The organism is Streptomyces sp. NPDC058872, assembly GCF_042743065.1.
GTDB lineage: Bacteria > Actinomycetota > Actinomycetes > Streptomycetales > Streptomycetaceae > Streptomyces.
Window position 1 is genome coordinate 15,503 of the sequence record NZ_JBHYMK010000060.1, and the last position, 23,760, is coordinate 39,262.

A 23,760-nucleotide genomic window follows, 5' to 3' on the forward strand; every position below is an offset into this window, starting at 1 on the left:
CCGTCGGAGGGTGCTCAGTCCTCGAAGGCCTCGGCGTGCCCCTTGGCGAGCGACAGGTACATCTCGGCGTTCAGTCGGATGCCCGCCCTCTCCTCCTCGGTCAGTGCGCGGCGCACCTTGGCCGGCACGCCCGCGACGAGCGAGCCGGGCGGGACCTCCATCCCCTGCGGGACGAGCGCCTGGGCGGCGACGAGCGAGCCGGCGCCGATCCGGGCCCCGTTGAGGACCGTCGCGCCCATGCCGACGAGCACGTCGTCCCCGATCGTGCAGCCGTGCACGGTGGCGTTGTGGCCGACGGTCACCCGGGCCCCGATCGAGACGGGGAAGCCGGGGTCGACGTGGACCGTGCAGTTGTCCTGGACGTTGGAGTCCTCGCCGATCGCGATGGGGCCGCAGTCCGCCCGCAGCACCGCTTGGTACCAGATGCTGGCGCGGGCGCCGAGCGTGACCTCGCCGAGCACCACGGAGGTCGGGGCGGTGAAGGCGGTCGGATCGATCTGCGGCTCCTTGCCGCCGACTCCCTTGATCAACGCCTCTGTCATGGTTCGCTCCTGATCGTCGGATCGTCAGCCGTCGTGTCACGCCCGGGGTGTCCCCGGCGCAGCCTATGCCGTGCTCATGACGGACATCACAGCGCACCGCACTGATCAGGCACGACGGTGCCGACTACGGTGGCCGGGTGCCCAGGAACAGAAACACGTTCTCCTCCCTTGCCGCCTGGCGCCGCAGGGTCCTCGCCCGTGCCGTGCAGGGGGGCTGGCGCTGGGTGCAGCAGGCGGGCTCCGTCACCGCCGAGCACCCCGGGAAGCTGCGCTTCCGTCGCCTCGGCGCGGGCACCCGGCTCGCCTTCCCGCAGGGCACGGTCTTCGGCGAGCCGTGGATCGAGATCGGCGAGTGCTGCATCATCGCCGAGCAGGTCACGCTGACGGCGGGGATGCTGCCCGACCTCGACCTCGGGGCGGACACGGTGCTGACCCTCGGCGACGGGGTCGTCCTCGGCCGGGGCAGTCACGTCATCGCCGACGCGAAGGTGTCGATCGGCTCGGACACGTACTGCGGTCCGTACGTCTACGTCACCTCGACCAATCACAGCTACGACGATCCGGACGAGCCCGTCGGCCGTCAGTGGCCCCGCTCGGAACCGGTCGTCATCGGTCCGGGCTGTTGGCTCGGCACGGGTGCGGTGGTCCTTCCCGGTGCGCGCCTCGGTCGGAACGTCGTCGTCGCGGCGGGTGCGGTGGTGCGGGGTGAGGTCCCCGACCACGCGGTGGTGGCGGGCGCACCGGCGAAGGTGGTCCGCCGTTGGGACGCGGAGAAGGGGTGGCAGCCTCCGCTCCGCACCCCCGCCCCGGTCCCGATTCCGGAGCACGTCACCCCCGAGCAGTTGGCGGCGCTCGCGGTGTGGGAGGCCCGGCGCACGGGGAGTGCGGAGTCGGTTCCCTCCTGAGTCCTTCGGCGGCGGGGGCGCGGGGACTTCGCCCGCTAGCCCGTCGCGAGGAGCACCGTGCCCACCAGGGCGAGTCCCGCTCCTGCCGCCTGGACGGCGCGGAGGCGTTCCTTGAGGACGCCGCGGGCCGCGAGGGCCGTGACGACCGGGTAGAGGCTCGCCAGCACGGCCGCCACGGTGACCGGGCCCAGTTGCGCGGCGATCGCGTACGTGCCGTTGGCCGCCACGTCGGCGAGACCGACGAGGGCGAGGGCCGGGAGCGCCGGACGGACGGCTCCGGGGCCGCCCTCGGGAAGCGCTCGGCCGCCCCGGCGCACCGAGGCGTACAGGGCGCCGGCGCCGACCAGGACGTTGGTCACCCGTTGGACGAACAGGGCCAGGAACAGGCCCGTGACGGTCGTGGAGGCCTCGGCGATGAGCGCCATCACCGAGCCGAAGCCGAAGGCCGCGACCAGTGTCAGCAGGACGGCCCGGCGGCGGACGGGAGCCCCCCGGAGCTCCGGACCGCCCGCGAGCAGGACGCCGAGGACCGCGACCGAGATGCCGGCGAACTGGAGCAGCCCCGGTCGGTCGCCGAGGAGGAGGCCGAGGGAGACCGGAACCACCACGCCGAGCGAACCGAGCGGGGAGACGACGCCCATGGGGCCGAGCGCGAGCGCCTCGTAGAAGGCGAGCATGGCCACCGGTCCGACGACGCCCGCCCCGACGGCGTACCAGAGCGAGGGGCCGGCCTCCGTCCAGGCGCCGGTCGCGAGGACGATCGCGCCGAGGGCGAGGGCGGCGAGGACCTGGGAGACCACGACGACCGTCAGCGCGGGGAACCGTCGGGTGAGGAGCCCGCCCCCGAAGTCGGCGAGGCCCCAGAGCAGACTGGTGGCGAGGGCGAGCAGGGCGGTCATGGGTCCTCGCAGGGGAATGCGGCAGTACAGTGCGGTGAACGATGGGGTGCACTCCACCGTAGTTCAGTTTATTGGACTCTGTCATCCAGAATATTGGACGGAATGTGTCGGACCTCGACCAGCTCACACAGTCGCTCGCCCGGAACCTGAAGCGCTGGCGCAAGGAACGGGGGTTCACCCTGGACGCACTCGCCGCCCGTGCGGGCGTCAGTCGCGGCATGATCATCCAGATCGAGCAGGCCCGCACCAACCCCAGCGTCGGCACCACCGTGAAGCTGGCGGACGCCCTCGGGGTCTCGATCACGACCCTGCTCGACTACGACCAGGGCCCCCAGGTCCGGCTCGTCCCGCCCGAACAGGCCGTCCGCATGTGGTCCACCCCCACCGGCAGCCACACCACCCTGCTGGTCGGCACCGAGGCCCGCGGCCCCCTGGAACTCTGGTCCTGGAGCTTGATGCCGGGCGACGAGAGCGCCTCCGATCCGCACCCGGAGGGCACCGTGGAACTGCTGCACGTCACCACCGGAACGCTCACCCTGGTCGTGGACGGCGAGCACCACCCGCTGCCGGCCGGCACCTCCGCCGTCTTCGAGGCCAACGTCCCCCACACCTACCGCAACGACGGGGACGAGCCGGTGGAGATGACGATGGCCGTTTCCATCCCGCCCGTCCGCTGACGCCGGCAGCAGTGTCCGTCCCCGGCGCTGCACCGCAGGCCGGCGCGGCGCGGCGCCCGGGGGAGCGGCACGGACTTCCACGCGGGCTTCCCCACCGACGCCGCACGGGCCCCGTGGTCCGGCGGCCGCTGCTGCGACAGGCACCCGTCACCCGGCAAGGACGTCGCCCGGCTTCCGGGAACGGGGCCCGTGACGCCTCGGCGTCCCGTCGGCCCATCGCTCCCGCGGCTCACCCCAGGCGCGGGATCTCGATCGCCGGGCAGCGGTCCATGACCATGTCCAGGCCGGCTTCCAGGGTGCGGGAGAAGGCCTCGTCGTCGGTCACGCCCAACTGGAACCAGACCGCCTTCGCCCCGATCGCGACGGCCTCGTCGGCGATCGCACCCGCCTGCTCGCCGTTCACGAAGACGTCGACGACATCGACCGGGAACGGGACGTCGGCGAGCGAGGCGTACCCCTGCTCGCCGTGGACCGTCTCCGCCTTCGGATGGACCGGGACGATCCGCTTGCCGAAGCGCTGGAGGACGGCCGCCACCCCGTAGGCGGCGCGCGCCCGGTTCGTGGAAAGGCCGACCACCGCCCAGGTGTCGCCCGCGGAGGTCAGGATCCGTCGCACCGCGTCCGCCGCGGAGTAGGCGGTGGGTTCCGTGGTCGTGGTGTCCATGCTCGTCACTTCTACTGCCTCTCCTCGGCGCGGCACGTCCTCCGTGTGAACGAGCCGCGCCGGGCCGTGATTCCCGCCCGACCCCGGCGGCACGCCCCCGGACCGGCACCCCGGTGGCCCCCGCTCCCCCTGCCGGGGAGATCAGCGCTCCCACGCCCGCCGCTCGGCCTCGCGCGGGGCCTCCACCAGGGACGGCAGCCCCGGACCGAAGGTCATCACCGGGCGGCCGGGGTCCCAGGCGCGCCAGCCGGGGTCGCCGGTCGCGGCGAAGGCCACCCACGCCGCGTGCACGGCCGCCGCCAGCCCGTGCGGTGCGTCCGGTCCGGTCAGGGCGCGCGTCTCCGGCAGGTCGAGCGAGTCGAAGACGAAGCCGAGTTCGAGTGCGTGACAGGCGCCGAGGCCGAGCACGGGAGAAGGCCAGGCGAACTCGTACACGTACGTACCGCCCCGCGCCCCCGCGCGCTGCCGGGCGTCCGCGACCCGGTACAGCGGGATCCGGAGCAACCGGTCCGTGGCGATGGCGCCGAGCACCTCGCCCGGCTTCTCACCGGTCCTGCCCGCCCGGTACACCCGTGCCGTCCGCGCCGGCACCCCCGCCTTCCACAGGACGACCCGCTGCGCGAGCCGACCGATGCGGTCGATCAGGCCGCCCGGCACGAACCACAGCCGGTACTCCTCCGTCGTCGTGCCGACCATCAGGTCGACCTCTGCCGACGCGCCCTCGTCGAGCGCCGCCACCGGATCGCGCGGCACCACCTCGCCGTCCACCGCGATCTGGAAGGAACGCCCGCCGGTGAGCGGTGAGCCCCCGGCGGTCACCTCGGTCTGGGCCCGGAGCAGCCGCTCCCGGTCCACGCGCGCGAGGGCCTCCGCCGTGGCCGGGACCCCGAGCCTGGCCGCCACCGCCCGCGTGGCCCTGCGGGCCCGGCCCCGGGACAGGGCGATCGGCGGGCCGCTCTGCAGGACGGCCCGCCGGAAGAGGCCCTGCGCGAGGGGCGAGGTCAGCAGGGCGGCGATCGATACCGCGCCCGCCGACTCGCCGAAGACCGTCACGAGCTCCGGGTCGCCGCCGAAGGCCTCGATGTTCTCCCGCACCCAGGCCAGCGCGGCGATCTGGTCACGCAGGCCCAGGTTTCCCGGCGCGTCCGGGAGGACGCCGAACCCCTCCACGCCGAGCCGGTAGTTGATCGAGACGAGCACGATGCCGTCCCGGGCGAACGCGGTCCCGTCGTAGACCGGGACCGCGGAGGAGCCGTGGAGCAGCGAACCGCCGTGGATCCAGACCATGACCGGCCGCCCGCCCCCGCCGGGCCCTTCCCGCACCGTCCAGGGCGCCCAGACGTTGAGGTTCAGACAACCGTCACCCCCCACCTCCGGGTCGGGGAGGAGGGCGTCGAGCGGCGGGGCGTACGGACGCTTCGGTGCCGTCGGACCGAACGCGGTGGCCGGTCGCACCCCGTCCCACGGGGGCACGGGCTCCGGCGCGCGGAACCGCAGCGGGCCCACCGGGGCCCGGGCGTAGGGCACTCCGAGGAAGGAGGCCACGCCCTCCCGTACGGTACCGCGCAGGACCCCGCGGACCGTGCGGACCTCGGCTCCCCGACCGGTGCCCGGCCCCGTTTCGAACTCCACCACGGGCTTCCTCCTCGATCGACGACGCGGAGCGGTTCCGCTCCCAAACTCCCGGCGGTTGAGACGGACCGCACCTCGGACGACCGCGATCCGTTCGAAAGGCGACGGGCCGACCCGTCCGGCACGTCTGCGACGCCCAACCACACGACGCGCTCCGGACCCCGCGGGCGGCGGCCCCGCGCCGCGGCCACTGCCGATCGGCCGGCACGGCACAGAATCCGGTGGAACGCCGCCCCGACGCCATGTGCAGGTGCCCACCGTGCGGCCGGTCGGAGTGGGCAGCGGCCCCGCTGCCGCACCCGCCCCGTGGCCATCGCCGCATCCCGGCGCTACCGTGCGGGCCATGACCCACAGCCCGGCCACCCCCGGGGATCCCGGAGGGGCACGCTCCGGCGGTGTCCACACCCCCCTGGGCGGCGCGGGCGGCTCCGGTTCGCTCCGCCGCTCCCTCGCCACGGCGCTGCTCGCCGACGCGGACCGGCTCACCGACCGTGCGGTCGACGACATCCGCACCCACTCCGGCACGTACGCCTCCGACACCCCCGTCACCCGCGAGGACCTCTGGGAGATCTGCCGAGACAACCTCCTCCGGGCCCTGGAGGACTTCGGCGGCCTCGCCCCGACCGGCGGGGACTTCGAGCGGGCGGCCCGCGAGACCGGCCGCCGCCGTGCCGAGCAGGGCGTTCCGCTCGACGCCGTGCTCCAGGCGTACCGGCGCGGCGGCCGGGTCCTGTGGCAGGTCATGTCCGAACACCTGAGGGGGCGGCCGGGACGCGAGGGCGACGACCGGGACCTGGAACTCGACGTGGCGAGCGGCGTCTGGGAGACCATCGACCGCTACTCGGTCGCGATGGCCGACGCCTACCGGATCGCCCAGCTCGAACTGCAGAGCCGTCAGGACACCCGGCGCGCCGCGCTCTTCGAGGCCCTGCTCGACGGCCGCGCCGACGACCCCGCCGTCGCCGGGGCAGCCGCCGCCGCACTCGGCGTCCCCGCGCTCGACCGGTACGTCGTCGTGGTCGCCGCCCAGGACCCGGCCGCCCCGCCGGACCTCGCGCCCGCCTTGGAGGCCCGGGGCATGTGGTCCTTCTGGCGGCCCCGCTCCGGCCGGTACGCCGGCATCGTCCGGCTGCCGCCGCGCACCACGCCCACCGCACGGACGGCCGCCGGCCCCGGCGGCGCGCACCCGGCCCTGCGGACCCTGTTGGCCGCCCTGCGGGACCGGACCGGTGCCACCTGCGGAGTGTCCCCGGAGTTCGAGCGGCTCTCCCATGCCGGACGGGCCCTGAGACTCGCCGAGCAGACCCTCCGTGCCCTCCCGGCGGGAGGCGGGGAGGCCGCCCTCTTCGACGACCGGCTCGCCGAGGTGCTGCTCAGCGGACGTGCCGACCTCGCCGAGCGGCTCGTCACCGTCTACCTCGGACCGGTGCTCGCCACCGGTGGGGAGAGGACGGCGCTCCTCACCACCCTCCGGGTCTGGCTCGACCAGGGCTGTTCGGCCTCCCGTGCTGCCGAGCAGCTTTACTGTCACCGCAATACGGTCCTCAACCGCATCGGCCGCATCGCCGAGCTCACCGGTCGCTCCAGCGAGTCCGGAGTCGACCGGCTCGGCTGGGCCCTGGCGCTGCGCGCCCTGCCCTACACGGGCCTCACTCCTGACGCGACCGGCTCCGGACCCACCGCCGGACCCACTGCCGGGAGCACCGCCGGAGAGGGCGGCACCGACGGAACGTAGGCTGGGCGGATGCAGGAGCAGTACCGCACTCTGGCCCGCGAGGGCGTCCACGAGACCGAGATCAACCGCTCGCGCTTCCTCTGCGCGCTGGCGCCCGTCGCCGACGAGCGGGAGGCGCAGGAGTTCGTCGCGCGCATCCGCAGGGAGCACCCCACCGCCACCCACAACTGCTTCGCGTACGTCCTCGGTGCCGATGCCTCGGTGCAGAAGGCGAGTGACGACGGGGAGCCGGGCGGCACGGCAGGCGTCCCGATGCTGCAGATGCTGCTGCGCCGCGAGATGCGGTACGTCGCCGCGGTCGTCACCCGCTACTACGGGGGTGTGAAGCTCGGTGCGGGCGGCCTGATCCGCGCGTACGGAGGGGCGGTCGGCGAGGCGCTCGACGCACTGGGCACGATCACCCGGCAGCGTTTCCGACTCGCCACGGTCACCGTCGACCACCAGCGGGCGGGCAAGCTGGAGAACGACCTGCGGGCCACCGGCCGAGCCGTCCGGGACGTGCAGTACGCCCAGGCCGTCACCCTTGAGATCGGCCTCCCGGACGCGGACGTCCCCGCCTTCCGCAGCTGGCTCGCCGACGCCACGGCGGGCACGGCCACCTTCGAACTCGGCGGCGAGGCGTACGGCGACGCCTGAGGCCGCGAGGGCTCGCTCCCGACGGCCGGGCGCACCGGGAGGCCCCGGGGCCGGACGGCGAACCGCCCGGGAGCCCGGGCACGGCGTCCCGGCACGGACCCGTCGAGACGGCCGCGCACGACCCGCCGCTCGGGATAGCGTGGTGGGCGCAGGCACAGGGAACCGGAGACGAGGAGCGGCACACATGCGGGGTGGGACGGCATCGTGAGGCTCCTGCACACCTCGGACTGGCACCTCGGCCGGTCCTTCCACCGCGTCGGCCTCCTCGACGCCCAGGCCGCCTTCCTCGACCACCTCGTGGAGAGCGTCCACGCCCACGACGTCGACGCCGTCCTCGTCGCCGGTGACGTCTACGACCGGGCCGTGCCCTCCCTGCCCGCCGTGGAACTCTTCGACGCCGCGCTCCGCCGGCTCGCCGGGGCCGGGGTGCCCACCGTCATGATCTCCGGCAACCACGACTCGGCCCGCCGCCTCGGCGTCGGAGCCGGGCTCATCGAGCGGGCCGGCATCCACCTCCGCACCGACCCGGACGGCATCGGCACCCCCGTCGTCCTCAGCGACGCACACGGCGAGGTCGCCCTCTACGGCCTGCCCTACCTCGAACCCGCCCTCGTCCGCGAGCGGCTCGGAGCCGAGAAGACCGGCCACGAGGCCGTCCTCTCCGCCGCCATGGACCGGGTCCGTGCGGACCTCGCCCGCCGGCCCGCCGGCACCCGCTCGGTCGTCCTCGCCCACGCCTTCGTCTCGGGCGGTGCACCCAGCGACAGCGAGCGGGACATCACCGTCGGCGGCGTCGCGGCCGTCCCCGCCGGAACCTTCCACGGCGTCGACTACGTGGCCCTCGGCCATCTCCACGGCAGCCAGGTCATCGGCCCGCGGATCCGCTACTCCGGCTCGCCCCTCGCCTACTCCTTCTCCGAGGCCGCCCACCGCAAGACCATGTGGTTGATCGACCTCTCCGAAGACGGGACGATCACCGGCGACGCACGCCTCGACTGTCCCGTGCCGCGCCCCCTCGCCCGCCTCCGCGGACGGCTCGACGACCTCCTCGCCGACCCCTCGCTCGCTCCGCACGAGCAGTCCTGGGTCGAGGCCACCCTGACCGACCCCGTGCGCCCCGCCGACCCCATGACCCGGCTCGCCGAACGCTTCCCGCACGCCCTCAGCCTGGTCTTCGACCCCGAGCCCACCGGTGGCGAAGGCCCCGGTGCCTCCTATGCGCAGCGGCTCCGGGACCGCAGCGACCAACAGATCGCGGAGGACTTCGTGGCCCACGTACGCGGTACGGCCCTCGACGGACCCGAACGGACGGTCCTGTACGGCGCCTTCGACGACGTACGGGTCGACACCGCCGAGCGCGAGGTGGACCGGTGAGGCTGCACCGCATGGAGATGACCGCGTTCGGGCCCTTCGGCACCACGCAGCGGATCGACTTCGACGCCCTGTCCTCCGCCGGCCTCTTCCTCCTCCAAGGGCCCACCGGCGCCGGCAAGACCTCCGTGCTCGACGCCGTCTGCTTCGCCCTGTACGGCAGCGTGCCCGGTGCCCGCCAGAACCCCGGCACCTCCCTGCGCAGCGACCACGCCCCCGTCGGCACGCCCACCGAGGTCGTCCTCGAACTGACCGTGGCCGACCGGCGCCTGGAGGTCACCCGTCGCCCCGCCCAACCACGGCCCAAGAAGCGCGGCGGCGGCTTCACCACCGAGAAGGCCCAGACCTGGCTGCGCCAGTACGAACCCGCCACCGGCGAATGGACCGGCCTCAGCCGCTCCCACCAGGAGATCGGGGAAGAGATCACCCGGCTCGTCGGCATGAGCCGCGACCAGTTCTGCCAGGTCGTCCTCCTTCCCCAGGGCGACTTCGCCCGGTTCCTGCGCGCTGATGCCGAGGCCCGCGGCAAGCTCCTCGGCCGTCTCTTCGACACCCGGCGCTTCGCCGCCGTCGAGGAGCGCCTCGCCGAGCTGCGGCGTGCTGCCCAACAGCAAGTGGAGGACGGGGACGCGCGCCTGCTCGCCCTCGCCCACCGCATGGCCCAGGCCGCGAGCGGCCTCGAAGCCGCCCGCACCCCCGTCGAGGGCCGGCCCGGAGACCCCGGTCTCGGCGACTCCGTCCTCAGCTGGGCCGCCGTCGCCCGCACCGAGGCCCACGAGGCCCTGGACGTCGCGGGCGTGCGCCTCGCCTCCGCCGAGGCCGCCCAGACCGCCGCGCGCACGGCCCTCGACGCCGAGAACGACCTCGCCGGCCGACAGGCCGGACACGCCGATGCCCTCCGGCGGCAGGAGCGGCTCACCGCACGCGCCCCCGAGTACGAGCGCCGGAAGGACGTCCTCGACCGGAGCACCAGGGCCGACCGGGTGGCCCCCGCGCTCGGACTGCGCCAGGACGCCGAGCGCGAGCACACCGTTGCCCGGGTCGCCCGGGAGCGTTCCCGGGCCCGACTGCCGTCCGACCTCGCCGATGCCGGTGCCGAACTCCTCGCCGCCCGCGAGCGCCGACTGCGCGAAGACCTCGGTGGACTCGATGCGGCCCGGCGCGCGGAGCACCGGGCGGCCGCCATCGCCGAAGAGGCCTCGGTACTGGGCCGGGAGGCGCGGGCCGATGAGGACGTGCTGCGGGACGCGGTCGAATGGCTCGCCGACTGGGCCCCCCGGCGCGCCGCCCTCACCGCAGGGGTCGAGGCCGCCCGTGACGCCGCGGCTCGCGCCGAACGGCTCGCGGGCCGCCTGGAGCCCGCCCGGCGCCGGCTTGCTGCCGCCCGCCGCCGCGACGCGCTCGCCGAGGACGCCCTGAGGGCCGAAACGCGCCTGGCAGTGGCCCGGGAACGACGGAACGACGCCCATGAGGGCTGGCTCGACGTCAAGTCCCGTCGGTTGGAGGGCATCGCCGCCGAGCTCGCGGCCACCCTCACCCCCGGCACCCCCTGCCAGGTCTGTGGCTCCACCTCCCACCCCGTCCCGGCCCGCACCACCGCCGACCACGTCGACCGGGCCGCCGAGGAAGCCGCCTACGCGGCCTACACCCGTGCCGAGGAGCAGCGCACCTCTGTCGAAAGGGAGTTGGCCGTCACCCGCGAGTCATGGTCCGCCGCACGCGCGGATGCCGCGGTGGGTCCCGGCGGCGAGGAGCAGGACGCCGATCCCGCCGTTTCCGAACTCGACCGCGAAGTACAGGAGTTGGACCGGCTGCACGCCGAGGCCCGCGCGCTCGCCGGACAGGCGCACCGCGCCCGGGAGGCGCTCGCAGCCGCCGAGCGGGAGCACGAGGAACGGCTGGGCGCACAACGGGAGGCGGAGCGGCGGGTCGCGGCGCGGACCTCGCGCCGGGAAGCCCTGGCGCGAGAGCGGTCCGCGCTCGACGAGGAAATCAGCCGGGGGCGCGGTGCGTTCGCCACCGTGGCCGAACACGCCGCCCGACTGGAACAGGACATCGCCCTGCTGGTCGACGCCGCCGAAGCGGTGGGCGCCGCCGAACTCGCCGTCCAGCGCCTCAAGGAGGCCGACGACCGCCTGGCCGACGCCGCCTACCGCGCGGGTTTCGCCACCCCGGCCGAGGCCGCCGCAGCACTCCTCGACGAGCGGGAGCGTCGCGAACACCAGCAGCGGGTGGACGCCTGGCAAGCCGAGGCCGCCGCCGTCGCGGACCGACTCGCCGAGCCCGCCACCGTGGCCGCCGCAGCGCTCCCGCCCGCCGACCCGGCCGGCGCGGCAGCCGTCCACACGGCGGCCGAGCGTGCACTCCGCGAAGCCTCCGCCGCCCTGGCCTCCGCCGAGGGCCGGGTCAGCGGACTCGCCGCACTCTCCCGACAGGCCGCCGCCGAAGCGCGCCGCATGGGGCCGCTCCGCGAGGAGTACGACCGGGTGGCCCGCCTCGCCGGCCTGACCGCGGGCACCTCCGCGGAGAACGAGCGCCGGATGCGCCTGGAGTCGTACGTGCTGGCGGCCAGGCTCGAACAGGTCGCGTCCGCCGCGACCGCCCGGCTCCAGCGGATGTCCGCCGGGCGGTACGCACTCGTCCACTCCGATGCCCGTGCCGGCGGCAAGCGTGCCGGCCTCGGCCTGCACGTCGTCGACGCCTGGACGGGCAACGAGCGCGACACCGCGACGCTCTCCGGCGGCGAGACCTTCTTCGCCTCCCTGGCCCTCGCCCTCGGCCTCGCCGACGTCGTCACCGACGAGGCCGGTGGCGTCCGGCTCGACACCCTCTTCATCGACGAGGGCTTCGGCAGCCTGGACGAGCAGACCCTCGACGAGGTCCTCGACGTCCTGGACTCCCTGCGCGAACGGGACCGCAGCGTCGGCATCGTCAGCCACGTGCCCGATCTGCGACGGCGCATCCCGGCCCAGTTGGAGGTCGTCAAGGCGCGGCAGGGCTCGGCGGTGCGGCTGCGCACCGGAGGGGACGCGCTCAGCGGCTGAAGGGGCGCCGGGGGAGCGGCGAGGAGTAGACCACGCTGGTGGTCACCGCGCCGAGCGCGGAGATCTTCCCGTTCACCGACTCCAGGTGCTTCATCGAACGCGCGGCGACCTTGAGGACGAAACAGTCGTCGCCGGTGACGTGGTGGGCCTCCAGGACCTCGGGCGTGGTGTCGAGCAGGTCGTGGAACGGCTTGTAGTTGCCGTGGGGGTAGCGCAACCGCACGAAGGCGAGGACGGCGTACCCCAAGCGGTCCTGGTCGACGATCGCGGTGTACCCGGTGATCACCCCCGCGTCCTCCAGGCGCCTCACCCGCTCCGTCACCGCGGACGCCGACATCGACACGGCGCGGGCCAGTTCGGCGAAGCTGGCGCGGCCCTCGGACTGGAGCGCTTCGAGGATCCGCCAGTCAGTGGCGTCGGGGACGTATGCGTTGCTCATGGAGAGAGGGTGCAGGGCGATCCCCGGGCGATCAAGTGATCGACCGGGGATTTCCCGTGCCCGGGCGTCCCGGGGGAGTGCTTCAGAGCCGGGAGATCTCGTCCACCAGGTCGTCCAGGCCCAGCGGGCCCTGGGAGAGGGCGGCCATGTGCCAGGCCTTGGCGTCGAACGCGTCGCCGTGTGCGGCCCGGGCGTTCGCGCGGCCGAGCAGCCAGGCGCGCTCGCCCAACTTGTAGCCGATCGCCTGGCCGGGCATCGACAGGTAACGGGTCAGTTCGCTCTCCACGAAGGACGGGGGACGGCTGCTGTGCCGCTGGAAGAACTCCTCTGCGAGCTCCGGGGTCCACCGTTCGCCGGGGCGGAAGGGCGAGTCCGCGGGAATCTCCAGGCCGAGGTGCATGCCGATGTCCACGATCACCCGGCAGGCACGCATCATCTGGCCGTCGAGGTAACCGAGGCGGCGTTCGGCGTCGGGCAGGAAGCCCAGCTCGTCCATCAGCCGCTCCGCGTACAGCGCCCAGCCCTCCACGTTGGCGCTGACCTTGCCGAGGGTGGCCTGGTAGCGGGAGAGGCGGTCGGCGACGTGCACCCACTGCGCGATCTGCAGGTGATGGCCGGGCACGCCCTCGTGGTACCAGGTCGACACCAGGTCGTACACCGGGAAGCGGGTCGCACCGTCCACCGGCAGCCAGGTGCGGCCGGGACGCGAGAAGTCCTCGGACGGGCCGGTGTAGTACGGGGCTGCGGCACCGCCCGCCGGGGCGATCCGGGACTCCACTCGCCGGACCCGTCCGGCGAGTTCGAAGTGGGTGCCGTCGAGCGCCTCGATGGCCTCGTCCATGAGCTCCTGGAGCCAGGCTTGGACCTCTTCGACGCCCTCGATGTGGGTGCCGTGCTCGTCGAGGTGGGCGAGCGCCTCCCAGGGGTCCGCGCCCGGCAGGACCCGATCGGCCTCGGTCCGCATCTCGGTGAGGAGGCGGTGGTACTCCGACCAGCCGTACGCGTACGCCAGGTCGAGGTCCAGATCGGTGCCGTTGAAGAAGCGGCTCCAACGCTGGTAGCGCTCGCGTCCGACCGTGTTCGGAGCATCGGCCACGGCCGGTGCGTACGCGTCCCGCATCCAGTCCCGCAGCGCCTCGACGGCGACGGTCGCTTCCTTCGCCGCGGCGCCGAGTTCGTTCCGCAGCCCCTCCGGCAGGTCGTCGGGACGGGCCGCCGCGAACTCCTCGAACCAGCCCTGTCCCGCTCCTCCGCCCCTCGCCCACTCGTCGAGCTGGTCGATGAAGGTGGCCGTGGGGCGCGGACCGGCGAAGAGCTTGCGCTCCAGACCCAGCGCGAGCGCGGCGCGGTAACCGTCGAACGCGGCCGGCACCGCGCGGAGCCGCGCGGCGATCGCCGTCCAGTCCGCTTCGCTCTCGGTCGGCATCATGGTGAACACGATGCGGACGCTGTGCGCGGGAGAGCGGATGTTGCTGACCGCCCGGAGGTTCTCCTCTGCCTCGTGCACGGCGAGCTCCGCCGTGAGGCGCTCCCGCAGCAGCCGGGCACAGCGCCGCTCGGCCTCGCCGTCCGCGCCGGGGGCCCGCTCCGCCTCGTCGAGCCGGGCGAGGGTCTGCCGGGCGAGGTCGGCCACCGCCCGCTGGCCGGCGGGAGAGAAGTCGGGGAGCAGCCCCGCGCTCTCCTTGACTCCCAGGTACGTACCGGTGATCGGGTCGAGGGCGATGAGTGCGTCGACGTGGTCGTCGGCGACCTGTCGGGGCAGCGGGCTGATGGAAATCTCTGGCATGGGGGTCATCCTGGCGTCTCCGACGGCGTTGCGTCACCCTCGTCCGGCTCTAGTCGGCTGACTTGGAGGGTCCGGAACCGGGAGGCAGCAGGGGGCCGCACTCCCACTGCTGGAAGATCAGGCGGGTCTCGACCCGGGCCACTTCCCGGCGCGAGGTGAACTCGTCGAGCACGAGACGCTGCAGGTCGGCGGGGTCCGCGACGGCCACGTGGACCAGGTAGTCGTCGGGGCCCGTCAGATGGAACAGCGCACGGGACTCCGGGAGGGCTCGGATCCGGTCGACGAACGGGCCGATCAGTTCACGCCGGTGGGGGCGGACCTGGACGAGGAGGAGCGCTTCGAGGCCCCGTCCGAGTTTGGCCGGATCCAGCCGCAACTGTTGCCCGAGGATCACGCCGGTGCGACGTAGCCGTGCCACCCGGTCGAGGCAGGTGGAGGGCGCGACGCCGACCTCGGCGGCAAGCTCGCGGTAGGTGGTCCGGGCGTCGTTCTGCAGGAGGCGGAGAATGTGCAGATCAACCGGGTCCAGTACGACAGAATCGGCCATCCGTCGAACGTAGCACGGTGATTCCTTGCTACTTTCCGGTATCCGTTCACAGTGCCGCCATGGACGCCATGGATCACGGCCGCTCGGCCATCCCGAGGGCCCTCACCACCGAAGCCGTGCACGCCGGCCGCGAAGACCTCGCCGGACTCGGGCTGCACGCCCCGCCGCTCGACCTGTCCACCACCTACCCCTCGTACGACGCCCGGGCCGAGGCCGCCCGGATCGACGAGTTCGCGACCACGGGCGCCCGGCTCGACGGGCCGCCCGTCTACTCCAGGCTCGACAACCCCACCGTGGCCCGCTTCGAGGAGGCACTCGCCCGCCTGGAGGGCGCCGAGGCCGCCGTCGCCTTCGCCAGCGGCATGGCGGCCCTCACCGCCGTGCTCCTCGCCCGGGCGGGCCAGGGCCTCCGGCACGTCGTCGCGGTCCGCCCGCTGTACGGCTGCAGCGATCACCTCCTCGACGGCGGCCTGCTCGGCACCGAAGTGACCTGGACCGACCCGGCGGGCGTCGCGGACGCGATCCGGCCCGACACCGGCCTCGTCATGGTGGAGTCGCCGGCCAACCCGACCCTCGCCGAGGCGGACATCCGCGCCCTCGCCCATTCCTGCGGCTCCGTGCCGCTCCTGGTCGACAACACCTTCGCCACGCCGGTGCTGCAGCGCCCCGTCGAGCAGGGCGCGCGGATCGTGCTGCACAGCGCGACCAAGTACCTGGGGGGCCACGGCGACGTCATGGGCGGGGTCGTCGCCTGCGACGAGGAGTTCGCCCGCACCCTCCGGCAGGTTCGCTTCGCCACCGGCGGGGTGCTCCATCCGCTCGCCGGCTACCTGTTGCTGCGGGGCCTCTCCACCCTCCCGGTCAGGGTCAGGGCGGCGTCCGCGACGGCTGCGGAACTGGTCCGACGACTCGTCACCGACCCCCGGATCGCCCGTGTCCACTATCCGCGGATCGGTGGTGCGATGATCGCCTTCGAGGTGTACGGGGACCCGCACGACGTGATCGCCGGAGTGCGGCTGATCACCCCGGCGGTCAGTCTCGGCAGCGTCGACTCCCTCATCCAGCACCCGGCTTCCATCAGCCACCGCATCGTGGCCGAGGGCGATCGCCGCGCAGCGGGCGTCAGCGACCGCCTGCTGCGGATGTCGGTCGGCCTGGAGGACGTCGAGGACCTGTGGCGCGACATCACCCAGGCGCTCAGCGCTCCGCCCGCCGGGCCTCCTCGTGCGGCACGGCCAGCGCTTCCGGACGCGGTGCCGGGGCAAGCCGTGCGGTGATCACCAGGGTGCCCTCTTCGATCTGGTAGTCGAGGGGGAGGTTCAGCGCCCGCATCGCGGCCACCATTCCGGTGTTGGAGGACTGGGTGACGGCGTACACGCTGGCGCAGCCGGCCTCCTCGGCCATCGTCACCAGGCGGCCGAGGAGTTCGGATCCGATGCCGCGCCGCTGCCAGTCGTCCTCGACCAGGAGGGCCACCTCCGTCTCGTCGCCGTCCCACAGCAGGTGTCCGAGGGCGACGAGGCGACCGGAGGCGGTCTGCACGGCGAGGGTGCGCCCGAAGCGGGGGCTGAGCAGGTGGTCGAGATAGCGGTCGGCATCGCCGACCGGGCCGTGGTAGCGCAGGCCCAGGGTGCGGGCCGAGCAGCGGTCGTGCATGGCCCGCGCGGCGGGCAGGTCGCGCTGGTCGGCCCGCCGGACGGTGATCTCGTTGCCTTCGGGCAGGGTCAGCACGTCCTGGCTGCGCGGGACGCGCGGGCCGAGCCGGGCGTCGAGTTCCACGAGGGCCCGGGCCCGGGCGAACTCGGTCGGGGTGAAGGGCAGATAGGGGCGCTCGACGACGATCGTTCCCCCGTGCGGATCGCGCAGCCGCATCGTGGTCTCCTCCAGGACCCCTTCGACCGGCGCCTGTTCGCCGGTGGGGCGCCCGGTGAGGGAGACGGCCGGCACGGAGCGGAGGGTGCAGCGGCCGAGGAGCTGGCGCAGCGCGAGCGGCAGTTCGGCCGTGTCGAGCGCGGTGCGGGTGGCGAGGCCGAGCACCCTGGTCGGGGTGTCCACCAGGTCGTGGGCATCGGCGCGTTCGGTCCAGGTGTCGCGCCCTCCGGCGGCAGCGGTCCCGTGGGCCAGGGCCTGTGCGGAGAGGTCGGCGGGGGCCCGGAGCAGGAACTCGTCGACGGTGCCGTCGGCGAGCGGGTGCGTCTGCAGGGTGAGGATGTCGACGTCCAGCCGGGCGAGGGCCGCGCACAGCGAGGCCAGACTGCCCGGGGTGTCCGCGACGGTGGTTCGCATGCGCCACAGCGAGGTCGCGGCGGGCGGCCCGGGCCGCCCCTCCGCCCCGGCCCCCGCCGGTGCGGTCGCCACCGACAGGTCCGTGCTGTGGTGCCCGCCGGTGTTGCCGGCGGGCGGCGCATGGCTGGCATGACCGTGCCTCCGTGCCCACCAGGTGTGGAACGAGGCGGTGGCGACCAGGGCGATCGCAGAGAAGACCAGCAGGTAGGGTCCTTCGGGGCCCTTGACGATGGTCTTGGCGATGGTGTCGGCCACCACCACGGCGGTGAACAGGGCGGCCAGTTCGATCAGGTCGTGCCGCCAGTGGTGCGGGCGGCGGCTGCTCTTCGAAGACGTCACATCGGTCATGGCTTCACTGTGACCCAGAGGTGTTGCGTGATCACGAACGCTTTGTGACTGATGGGTTAAGCGCCTATCTGGCAACCTAAAGACCGATTCAGACCTTTTGTGGCGGAGATTGATTACCCCCTTGACGGAGTGCGTTCAGTAGTCGGGTGGCTTGCACCACCAGCTGCGAGGAACCCCCTCCGGCAGCGAGGACGTCGAGCCCGGCGACCTCGTCCCGTGCCCCGCACCGCTCCGCGCAGTCGGCCCCGACCGCCAGCACCTCACCGAGCCCCCGCACCGCCCCCGGCTTGCCGAGCGGTTCGGGAAGCAGCGCCGCCAGCACCGCCCAGACCGTTCCGTACGCTCCCGCCGAGGACGCCGTCCGGACCGCGTCCGCCAGCCGGTTCGACTTGACCGACCCGTCTGCGAGCAGCGTCCCCAACTCCGTGCCCAACCGTCGGGCGTCCAGCTCGCCCCGCGACGCCAGGACGAGCACGGCGTCCACCGCACGCAGCCGGTCGTCCGCGTCCACGCAGCCGAGGCCGAACGCCAGGGCCAGATGGACCGCCCGACCTACCGGACCCGCGGCCTCGGCCAGCCCGGTGAGGGGCTCGCTCGCCCCCCGTGCGTCCCGGTCGACGCAGTTCGCCAGGAACGGCAGGAGACAGGCCGCGAGGAGCTCCCGGTCGGCGGGCAGTGCCGAAGCCCACGGGGTGGGGGTCCCCGCCCCGTGACCGCAGTGCCGGGGAGCGGCTTCCGGAACGCCGCCCAGCCAGCGGAAGGCCGGCGGGAACTCCTCCCGCAGCGCCGGACGATCACCGAGGTCGACCACGATCCGATCGGTCAGCCACCTCCTCCCCGAGGACCCGTCCTGCTCCTCGGGGAGCAGCCGTACGGTCGCCCCCACGGGGGCCGCACCCGGGCCGGCCCCTCCCGTACGCAGCCAGGCGGCGAGCCGCCGGCCGGCCGGGGTGCCGAGCGCCTCCGCCTCCTCCGCGGCCCGCCCCGCCGACGGATCGGTCCGCCGGACCCGTATCAGGGCCTGGGCGAAGTCGCAGGGAGCGGGCTCGATGCCGGCCTCCCGATACCCCCGCACTCCCTCCACCAGGGCCAGTGGGTCGATCGCCCCGGTGTGCCAGGTCGGCGTGGCGAGGAGGAACGGCAACGCGCCCGTGCCGATCAGATCGGCCGCCTCCCACAGCCGGGCGTCGAAGGTTCCGGACAGTGCCCGGTGGAGACAGGCCTCCGGCCCGGGCCCCTTCGCCCGGTGCCGGGCGACCAGATCCCGGTCCAGCGCGCCGAGCAGCCCGGCGAGCACCACGGGGAACCCCCGGTGGTGCCGTGCGGAGGAAGGGGCCTCCGGTGGCCACGGGGGTCGGGGAAGGGCCTCCCGCACCGCCCCGGCCACGGCCTCCCGGTCCCGGTGGGCGTGCCGCACCAGGCCGTCGAGCGCCCGCTCCCACGCCACGGGATCCTCCGGGAACCCCTGCACCACCAGTTCCGCCACCCACTCCTCGACCGTCGCCGCCGGGGGAGCGAGCAGCAGGGGCTCGGGCACCGGCGGCAGGATCTCCTCGTACGGGAACACGACCCCCGCCCCCAGGCCCCGGCCGAACAGCGCCTCCGCGGCCCGCCGGTGCGTCGGGCCCAGCAGCCCGGCGGCCTCGGCCAGCTGCTGCCGCACCTCCACGTCGACGGTGGACAGATGGCGCCCCACCAGCCTGAGGGCCCGCTCCTGCACGCCGGTGTCCTCGTGCCCGAAGGCCTCTGCCACGGCCGGCAGCACTTCGTCGGCTGCCTCCGGCGCTCGGACCAGTGCCTCTTCCACCAGGGCCAGTTGGGCCCGCAGCAGCTTCTTCTCGGTGCGGAGCAGCACGCCGGCCGTCATCTCGGCCAGCGCCCCGGCCGGTAGCGCACCCGCCGAGGCCAGCCCCGCCAGGGCCTCCTGGGCGTACCCGGCGACCGGCGACGGGGCATCCGCCGCGATGTCGGTCCAGTCCGGGATCCGTGCCCGCAGCTCGTCCGCGTCGGGTTCGAGCAGGCGCACCACCTCCAGGGAGAAGCGCAGGTGACGGAGGGGGCCGCCCCGCAGCAGCCGGGAGACACCGGCGTCCAGGACCCGGGCACGGTCCAGGGCCCCTTCGGCGACGAGCTCCCGCAGCGCCGAGGGCCAGTGCTCCGCCGGGCGGCGCCCGACCGGTCGGGCCAGCCGTTCGGGCGGCTCGGCCATGGCCAGGGCGCGCTCCACCAGGGCCGGCGCCTGCGGGTCCTCCCGGAGCCGCTCCGCGAGCCGGTCATCGGTGAGGTGGCGGGTCCACCCGGCGACGTAGCCGTCGGTCGGGGGGACCGCACGTCCGCAACGCACCGCGAGCCCCCGGAGCAGCGCGTAGCCGTTCTCCGCCACGGCTCGGCGTCCGGCCAGGCGCTCCATCAGCTCCGCCGCCCACGCCGGGTCCCGGTCACCGAGCGCCGCGAGGACCGGGGGGCCGTCCTCCTCCCGGAAGGGGAGGCCGCGCGCGCCGAGCCAGTTCGCTGCTGCCGCCGCCGTCGGTGCGCAGCCGGCCCCGGCCACGCACAGTGCGCTGCGGATGCCGTCCGTCAGGTCCGGGTGGGGCACCCCCCTCCCGGCGCGCACCTCGGAGCGCAGCGCCTCCAACCGCACCAGTGCCGCCCTCCGTGCGGCTGCGTCCAGGGACTCCAGGAGCGCCGGCACCGCACGGCGCTCACCCGCGCGCACCGCCGCGAGCAGCTCCTCGACGGGGCCGTCGCCCCGGCCGTCGTGACCCTCGCCGCCAAGCGTTTCCATGTCCGTTGCCACGTCCTTCCCCGTCGCGTTTCCCGTGGCGTCCCTCCTCGGCGCCCGCCGCGCCCCGTCGTTCCGCCCGGGCCCGCCCCGCACGTGGCCCCCGGCCCGGTGTCGAGGCGTACGGCCCCGGTCCGAGGCGCGCGCCGCAACGCCCGCTCCGAGGCGGCCGGCCGGAGCACGCGGGCTGCGGCACGGACGACAGCACGCGGGCGGACGCCGATGAGGATCGCGTCATGGGAACGACGTTAGGCCCCTCCACTGACATCCGCCGGATCCGGCTCCCGCCCGCTTCCGTCCGGGCCCTACTGGCCGACCCGCCCCGGCTGGAGGACCTTGCTGAACAGCACCGTTCCGCCCTCGGCGCGCAGCCGCACGGTCAGCTCCCCGCTGTGCCCGTCGATGTCGACCTCGCCGAAGTACTGGGGGCTCTCCATCGGGGACAGGTTCGCCCGCTCCGGTGCCCGGACGAACACGCGCTCGGGGCCGAAGGTCGCGTCCAGGGCGTTCGCGGGGAACCCGCCGGCGGCCAGTGGTCCCGACACGAACTCCCAGAAGGGGGAGAAGTCCCGGAAGGCCGCCCGCTCCGGCGCGTAGTGCTGCGCCGAGGTGTAGTGGACGTCCGCCGTCAACCACACCGTGCCGGTGATCCGCCGGTGCTTCACGAACCGCAGCAGGTCCGCGATCTGGAGCTCCCTGCCCAGGGGCGCTCCCGGGTCGCCCTGGGCGATCGCCTCGAAGTTCGCCGCACCGTCCGGCACGACCAGCCCGATCGGCATGTCCGCCGCGAGGACCTTCCACACGGCCCGGGAAGCGGTCAACTCCCGCTTGAGCCAGGCCAGCTGTTCGGCACCGAGGATGCCGGTGGTGTCATCGGCCTGCCGACCGGGCGAGTTGGCGTTGCGGTACGAGCGCATGTCGAGCACGAACACGTCGAGCAGCGGACCGTACCGCACCACCCGGTGCATCCGGCGCTCGCGCCCCGTGCCGCGCGGGTGGAGCGTGGAGACCGGGAAGTACTCGCCGAACGCCCGCGAGGCGCGGGCCGCGAGGACGTCCACGTCCTTCTCGGTGTAGCGGGGGTCGTCCAGTATCTGCCCCGGGTACCAGTTGTTCCGCACTTCGTGGTCGTCCCACTGCACCACCGAGGGCACCTGCGCGTTGAAGGCCCGGACGTTGTGGTCGAGGAGGTTGTAGCGGAAGTTGCCCCGGTACTCGTCGAGGGTCTCGGCGACCTTCGCCTTCTCCGGCGTCGTGACGTTCCGCCAGACGCGTCCGTCCGGCAGGGTCACGCTCGGCTGGATGACCCCGTCGGCGTAGACCGTGTCGCCGCTGCACAGGAAGAAGTCGGGATCCAGGCGACGCATCTCCTCGTACGCGCGAAAGCCCCCGATGTCCGGGTTGATGCCCCAGCCCTGTCCCGCGATGTCCCCGGACCACAGGAAGCGGACCCCGTCGCGACGTCGCTCCGGAGCGGTGCGGAAGGTGCCGAGGACCGGTGCGCCCGACCGGCGGGGATCGTCCGGGTCGACGAGGGTGACCCGGTAGTGGACCTGTTCCCCGGCCGGGAGGCCGCGGAGGGCGGTGGTGCCGGTGAAGTCGGTGCCCGCGCCGATCAGGGGGCCGTGGTGGCGCCGCACGCGCCGGAAGGAATCGGTCGCCGAGGTTTCCACGAGCATCCGCGCAGGACGGTCCGACCGCACCCAGACCAGTCCCGAAGAGGCGGTGACGTCCCCCACCTGCACGCCCCATGCGGCGTGCGGGCGGCCCGCACGGGCGAACGCCGGCGCCGCGAATCCGGTGCCGCCGAGGGCGAGTGCCGCCGACGCGGCCAGCGAGCCGCGCAGGACGTTGCGCCGGCCCGGAGAGGGTGCGGGGGCGGTCGAAGGGGAGGAGCCGGGCACGGATCGGGACATGGAGGGGCCTCCGGGGCTGTCGTTTCCGGTCGTGGGCGGTGCGCCGCACCATGCCTAACGGCCGGGTGCGGCGCCCACGCGAACCCCGCGTGAACAGACCCTCCCGGCGGAGTGCGCACCGGTCACCCCGCCCCGCACGCCTCCGCCACCCGGCGGATCCCCTCGTCGATGGCCGCAGGGGTCAGGTGCGCGTACCCGATGACGAGCCGGACGTCCCCGTCCGCAGGGCGTGCGGTGCCGTGCTCCTGGAGGAGGCGCAGCGCCACCCCGGCTTCCTCCGCCCGGGCCAGGAGCCGTTCCGCCGGCCCGAACCGTTCCGGCACGCGCGCGATGACGTGCAGTCCCGCCGCGATGCCGGTCACCCCGGTTCCGGGCAGGTGCGCGCCGAGTGCGGCGAGCAGGGCGTCCCTCCGCTCGCGGTAGGCGCGTTGGCAGCGGCGCAACTGCCGGTCGTACCCGCCCCGGGTCACGAACTCGGCGAGCACGGCCTGGTCGAGGACGGGATTGCCGAGGTCCATCGTCCGCTTCCGCTCGACGACCCCGTCGAGCAGTGCTTCCGGGACGAGCAGCCAACCGAGCCGCAGCCCAGGGGCCAGCGACTTGCTGACCGACCCCGCGTAGGCGACCCGTTCGGGGTCGAGGCCCTGGAGGGCGCCGACGGGGGCGCGGTCGTAGCGGAAGTCGCCGTCGTAGTCGTCCTCCAGGACGTACCCGTCCACCGTGCGCGCCCAGTCGAGGAGCGCCGCCCGACGCTCCGCCGACCAGGCGATTCCGGAAGGGAACTGGTGGGAGGGGGTCACGACCACCGCCCGCACCCCGGAGTCGGCGAGCGGCCCCGGGCGCAATCCCTCCTCGTCCAGCGGCAGCCACACCGTCTCCAAGCCGGTCGAGGCGAACAGGCGCCCGTGCTCCGGGCTGCCGGGATCCTCGATCCCGACCCGGCGGAGCCCGCGGGCCCGCAGGACGAAACCCAACAGGGTCGATGCCTGCGCGACGCCCGAACAGACCACCAGCCGTTCCGGGTCGGCCACCACGCCGCGTCGCCGCGTCAGCATCGCGGCCAGCGCCCCGCGCAGTTCGGGCAGCCCGCGGGGGTCCGGATAGCCGAGCGCCGGGTGGGGGAGCCGGCTGAGCACGGACCGCTGCGCCGCCGCCCAGGCGCTCCTCGGGAACAGCGACAGGTCGGGGGTTCCCGGGCGGAAGTCCACCCGCATCCCGGGCGGCCCGGCAGTCAGGTCACGGGCGCCGGTCACGGCCGCCCGGGCCGCGTCGCCCACCCAGGTCCCCGCGCCCCGCTCGCTGCGCAGGTACCCCTCGGCCGTCAGTTGCTCGTACGCCTCGGTGACCAGGCCCCGCGAGACGCCCAGGTCGGCGGCGAGTTCGCGGCTCGAGGGCAGTCTCGTCCCGGCCGTGAGCCGCCCCGAGCGCACGGCCCCCCGCAAGGCCTCCTGCAGGGCCCGCCCCCGCCGTCGCGCCGGAGCGCCGACGGCCGGCAGCAGCAGTTCCCACGCGGCCCGTCCATGGCTCGTCATTCCCCCGTGCCCCTCCCCG

18 protein-coding genes are annotated in these 23,760 nt (G+C 74.3%); 7 read left to right on the forward strand and 11 right to left on the reverse strand.

What is annotated here, in order from left to right; translation table 11 throughout:
• Window positions 1-14 precede the first annotated feature (14 nt).
• Window positions 15-542, reverse strand: a complete 528-nt coding sequence (locus tag ACFW22_RS29290; protein ID WP_386410132.1) for a gamma carbonic anhydrase family protein — start codon at window positions 540-542, stop codon at window positions 15-17.
• 137 nt (window positions 543-679) lie between these two features.
• Between ACFW22_RS29290 and ACFW22_RS29295 the strand changes: the two genes are divergently transcribed.
• Window positions 680-1,447 (forward strand): acyltransferase, encoded by a 768-nt coding sequence (locus tag ACFW22_RS29295; RefSeq protein WP_386410135.1) that lies wholly within the window; start codon window positions 680-682, stop codon window positions 1,445-1,447.
• A 35-nt stretch (window positions 1,448-1,482) separates the two neighbouring features.
• Here ACFW22_RS29295 and ACFW22_RS29300 read toward each other — a convergent pair whose 3' ends face one another.
• Window positions 1,483-2,346, reverse strand: a complete 864-nt coding sequence (locus ACFW22_RS29300) for an EamA family transporter (protein ID WP_386410138.1) — start codon at window positions 2,344-2,346, stop codon at window positions 1,483-1,485.
• Between the two features lie 104 nt (window positions 2,347-2,450).
• On the opposite strand from ACFW22_RS29300, the gene ACFW22_RS29305 reads away from it, so the two are divergent.
• The gene (locus tag ACFW22_RS29305) at window positions 2,451-3,023 is read left to right on the forward strand and encodes a helix-turn-helix domain-containing protein (RefSeq protein WP_386410141.1); all 573 of its coding nucleotides are present in this window, start codon (window positions 2,451-2,453) and stop codon (window positions 3,021-3,023) included.
• A 229-nt stretch (window positions 3,024-3,252) separates the two neighbouring features.
• On the opposite strand, the gene ACFW22_RS29310 is transcribed toward ACFW22_RS29305, so the two are convergent.
• Both ACFW22_RS29310 and ACFW22_RS29315 read right to left on the reverse strand, forming a co-directional pair.
• Window positions 3,253-3,687 (reverse strand): CoA-binding protein, encoded by a 435-nt coding sequence (locus tag ACFW22_RS29310; RefSeq protein ID WP_386410144.1) that lies wholly within the window; start codon window positions 3,685-3,687, stop codon window positions 3,253-3,255.
• Between the two features lie 141 nt (window positions 3,688-3,828).
• The gene (locus tag ACFW22_RS29315) at window positions 3,829-5,322 is read right to left on the reverse strand and encodes a carboxylesterase/lipase family protein (protein WP_386410147.1); all 1,494 of its coding nucleotides are present in this window, start codon (window positions 5,320-5,322) and stop codon (window positions 3,829-3,831) included.
• A 340-nt stretch (window positions 5,323-5,662) separates the two neighbouring features.
• Here ACFW22_RS29315 and ACFW22_RS29320 point away from each other — a divergent pair, with 340 nt between their 5' ends.
• The 4 genes from ACFW22_RS29320 (at window position 5,663) to ACFW22_RS29335 (ending at window position 12,105) form a co-directional block, all read left to right on the forward strand.
• Window positions 5,663-7,054, forward strand: coding sequence for a PucR family transcriptional regulator (locus ACFW22_RS29320; RefSeq protein WP_386410150.1), 1,392 nt, complete (start codon window positions 5,663-5,665; stop codon window positions 7,052-7,054).
• Window positions 7,055-7,063: 9 nt separating this feature from the next.
• Entirely contained in the window at window positions 7,064-7,690 is a 627-nt protein-coding gene (locus tag ACFW22_RS29325) for a YigZ family protein (protein WP_386410153.1), read from the forward strand.
• A 204-nt stretch (window positions 7,691-7,894) separates the two neighbouring features.
• The gene (locus ACFW22_RS29330) at window positions 7,895-9,064 is read left to right on the forward strand and encodes an exonuclease SbcCD subunit D (RefSeq protein ID WP_386410156.1); all 1,170 of its coding nucleotides are present in this window, start codon (window positions 7,895-7,897) and stop codon (window positions 9,062-9,064) included.
• Window positions 9,061-12,105: an AAA family ATPase gene (locus ACFW22_RS29335; protein ID WP_386410159.1), complete on the forward strand. Its 3,045-nt coding sequence runs from the start codon at window positions 9,061-9,063 to the stop codon at window positions 12,103-12,105. Before ACFW22_RS29330 ends, ACFW22_RS29335 begins: the two co-directional genes overlap by 4 nt.
• On the opposite strand, the gene ACFW22_RS29340 is transcribed toward ACFW22_RS29335, so the two are convergent.
• The 3 genes from ACFW22_RS29340 to ACFW22_RS29350 all read right to left on the reverse strand — a co-directional run bounded on the left by ACFW22_RS29340 (window position 12,095) and on the right by ACFW22_RS29350 (window position 14,877).
• Window positions 12,095-12,544 carry an Lrp/AsnC family transcriptional regulator gene (locus ACFW22_RS29340; protein WP_384882616.1) on the reverse strand — a complete coding sequence of 150 codons (450 nt, stop codon included), beginning with the start codon at window positions 12,542-12,544 and terminating at the stop codon, window positions 12,095-12,097. The two genes, ACFW22_RS29335 and ACFW22_RS29340, sit on opposite strands and share 11 nt — an antisense overlap.
• An 82-nt stretch (window positions 12,545-12,626) precedes the next feature.
• The gene (locus ACFW22_RS29345) at window positions 12,627-14,330 is read right to left on the reverse strand and encodes a DUF885 domain-containing protein (protein WP_386410163.1); all 1,704 of its coding nucleotides are present in this window, start codon (window positions 14,328-14,330) and stop codon (window positions 12,627-12,629) included.
• A gap of 49 nt (window positions 14,331-14,379) precedes the next feature.
• Window positions 14,380-14,877 (reverse strand): Lrp/AsnC family transcriptional regulator, encoded by a 498-nt coding sequence (locus ACFW22_RS29350; protein ID WP_384882622.1) that lies wholly within the window; start codon window positions 14,875-14,877, stop codon window positions 14,380-14,382.
• Window positions 14,878-14,936: 59 nt separating this feature from the next.
• Between ACFW22_RS29350 and ACFW22_RS29355 the strand changes: the two genes are divergently transcribed.
• Window positions 14,937-16,154: a trans-sulfuration enzyme family protein gene (locus tag ACFW22_RS29355; RefSeq protein WP_386410168.1), complete on the forward strand. Its 1,218-nt coding sequence runs from the start codon at window positions 14,937-14,939 to the stop codon at window positions 16,152-16,154.
• Here ACFW22_RS29355 and ACFW22_RS29360 read toward each other — a convergent pair.
• The 4 genes from ACFW22_RS29360 to ACFW22_RS29375 all read right to left on the reverse strand — a co-directional run bounded on the left by ACFW22_RS29360 (window position 16,075) and on the right by ACFW22_RS29375 (window position 23,741).
• Complete coding sequence (locus tag ACFW22_RS29360; protein WP_386410171.1) at window positions 16,075-17,511, reverse strand: GNAT family N-acetyltransferase; 1,437 nt, start codon at window positions 17,509-17,511, stop codon at window positions 16,075-16,077. The genes ACFW22_RS29355 and ACFW22_RS29360 overlap by 80 nt on opposite strands.
• A gap of 88 nt (window positions 17,512-17,599) precedes the next feature.
• Window positions 17,600-20,296 (reverse strand): DUF6493 family protein, encoded by a 2,697-nt coding sequence (locus ACFW22_RS29365; RefSeq protein ID WP_386410174.1) that lies wholly within the window; start codon window positions 20,294-20,296, stop codon window positions 17,600-17,602.
• 302 nt (window positions 20,297-20,598) lie between these two features.
• The gene (locus ACFW22_RS29370) at window positions 20,599-22,209 is read right to left on the reverse strand and encodes an alkaline phosphatase D family protein (RefSeq protein ID WP_386410177.1); all 1,611 of its coding nucleotides are present in this window, start codon (window positions 22,207-22,209) and stop codon (window positions 20,599-20,601) included.
• A gap of 122 nt (window positions 22,210-22,331) precedes the next feature.
• Complete coding sequence (locus tag ACFW22_RS29375; protein WP_386410180.1) at window positions 22,332-23,741, reverse strand: PLP-dependent aminotransferase family protein; 1,410 nt, start codon at window positions 23,739-23,741, stop codon at window positions 22,332-22,334.
• Window positions 23,742-23,760: the final 19 nt, after the last annotated feature.

Bases quoted from the DNA above. Each gene is read 5' to 3' on its own strand.
- ACFW22_RS29310 (WP_386410144.1), bottom strand. From the start codon at position 3,687: ATGGACACCACGACCACGGAACCCACCGCCTACTCCGCGGCGGACGCG.
- ACFW22_RS29360 (WP_386410171.1), bottom strand. From the start codon at position 17,511: ATGACCGATGTGACGTCTTCGAAGAGCAGCCGCCGCCCGCACCACTGG.
- ACFW22_RS29290 (WP_386410132.1), bottom strand. From the start codon at position 542: ATGACAGAGGCGTTGATCAAGGGAGTCGGCGGCAAGGAGCCGCAGATC.
- ACFW22_RS29350 (WP_384882622.1), bottom strand. From the start codon at position 14,877: ATGGCCGATTCTGTCGTACTGGACCCGGTTGATCTGCACATTCTCCGC.
- ACFW22_RS29300 (WP_386410138.1), bottom strand. From the start codon at position 2,346: ATGACCGCCCTGCTCGCCCTCGCCACCAGTCTGCTCTGGGGCCTCGCC.
- ACFW22_RS29370 (WP_386410177.1), bottom strand. From the start codon at position 22,209: ATGTCCCGATCCGTGCCCGGCTCCTCCCCTTCGACCGCCCCCGCACCC.
- ACFW22_RS29365 (WP_386410174.1), bottom strand. From the start codon at position 20,296: ATGGAAACGCTTGGCGGCGAGGGTCACGACGGCCGGGGCGACGGCCCC.
- ACFW22_RS29345 (WP_386410163.1), bottom strand. From the start codon at position 14,330: ATGCCAGAGATTTCCATCAGCCCGCTGCCCCGACAGGTCGCCGACGAC.
- ACFW22_RS29325 (WP_386410153.1), top strand. From the start codon at position 7,064: ATGCAGGAGCAGTACCGCACTCTGGCCCGCGAGGGCGTCCACGAGACC.
- ACFW22_RS29355 (WP_386410168.1), top strand. From the start codon at position 14,937: ATGGACGCCATGGATCACGGCCGCTCGGCCATCCCGAGGGCCCTCACC.
- ACFW22_RS29375 (WP_386410180.1), bottom strand. From the start codon at position 23,741: ATGACGAGCCATGGACGGGCCGCGTGGGAACTGCTGCTGCCGGCCGTC.
- ACFW22_RS29340 (WP_384882616.1), bottom strand. From the start codon at position 12,544: ATGAGCAACGCATACGTCCCCGACGCCACTGACTGGCGGATCCTCGAA.
- ACFW22_RS29320 (WP_386410150.1), top strand. From the start codon at position 5,663: ATGACCCACAGCCCGGCCACCCCCGGGGATCCCGGAGGGGCACGCTCC.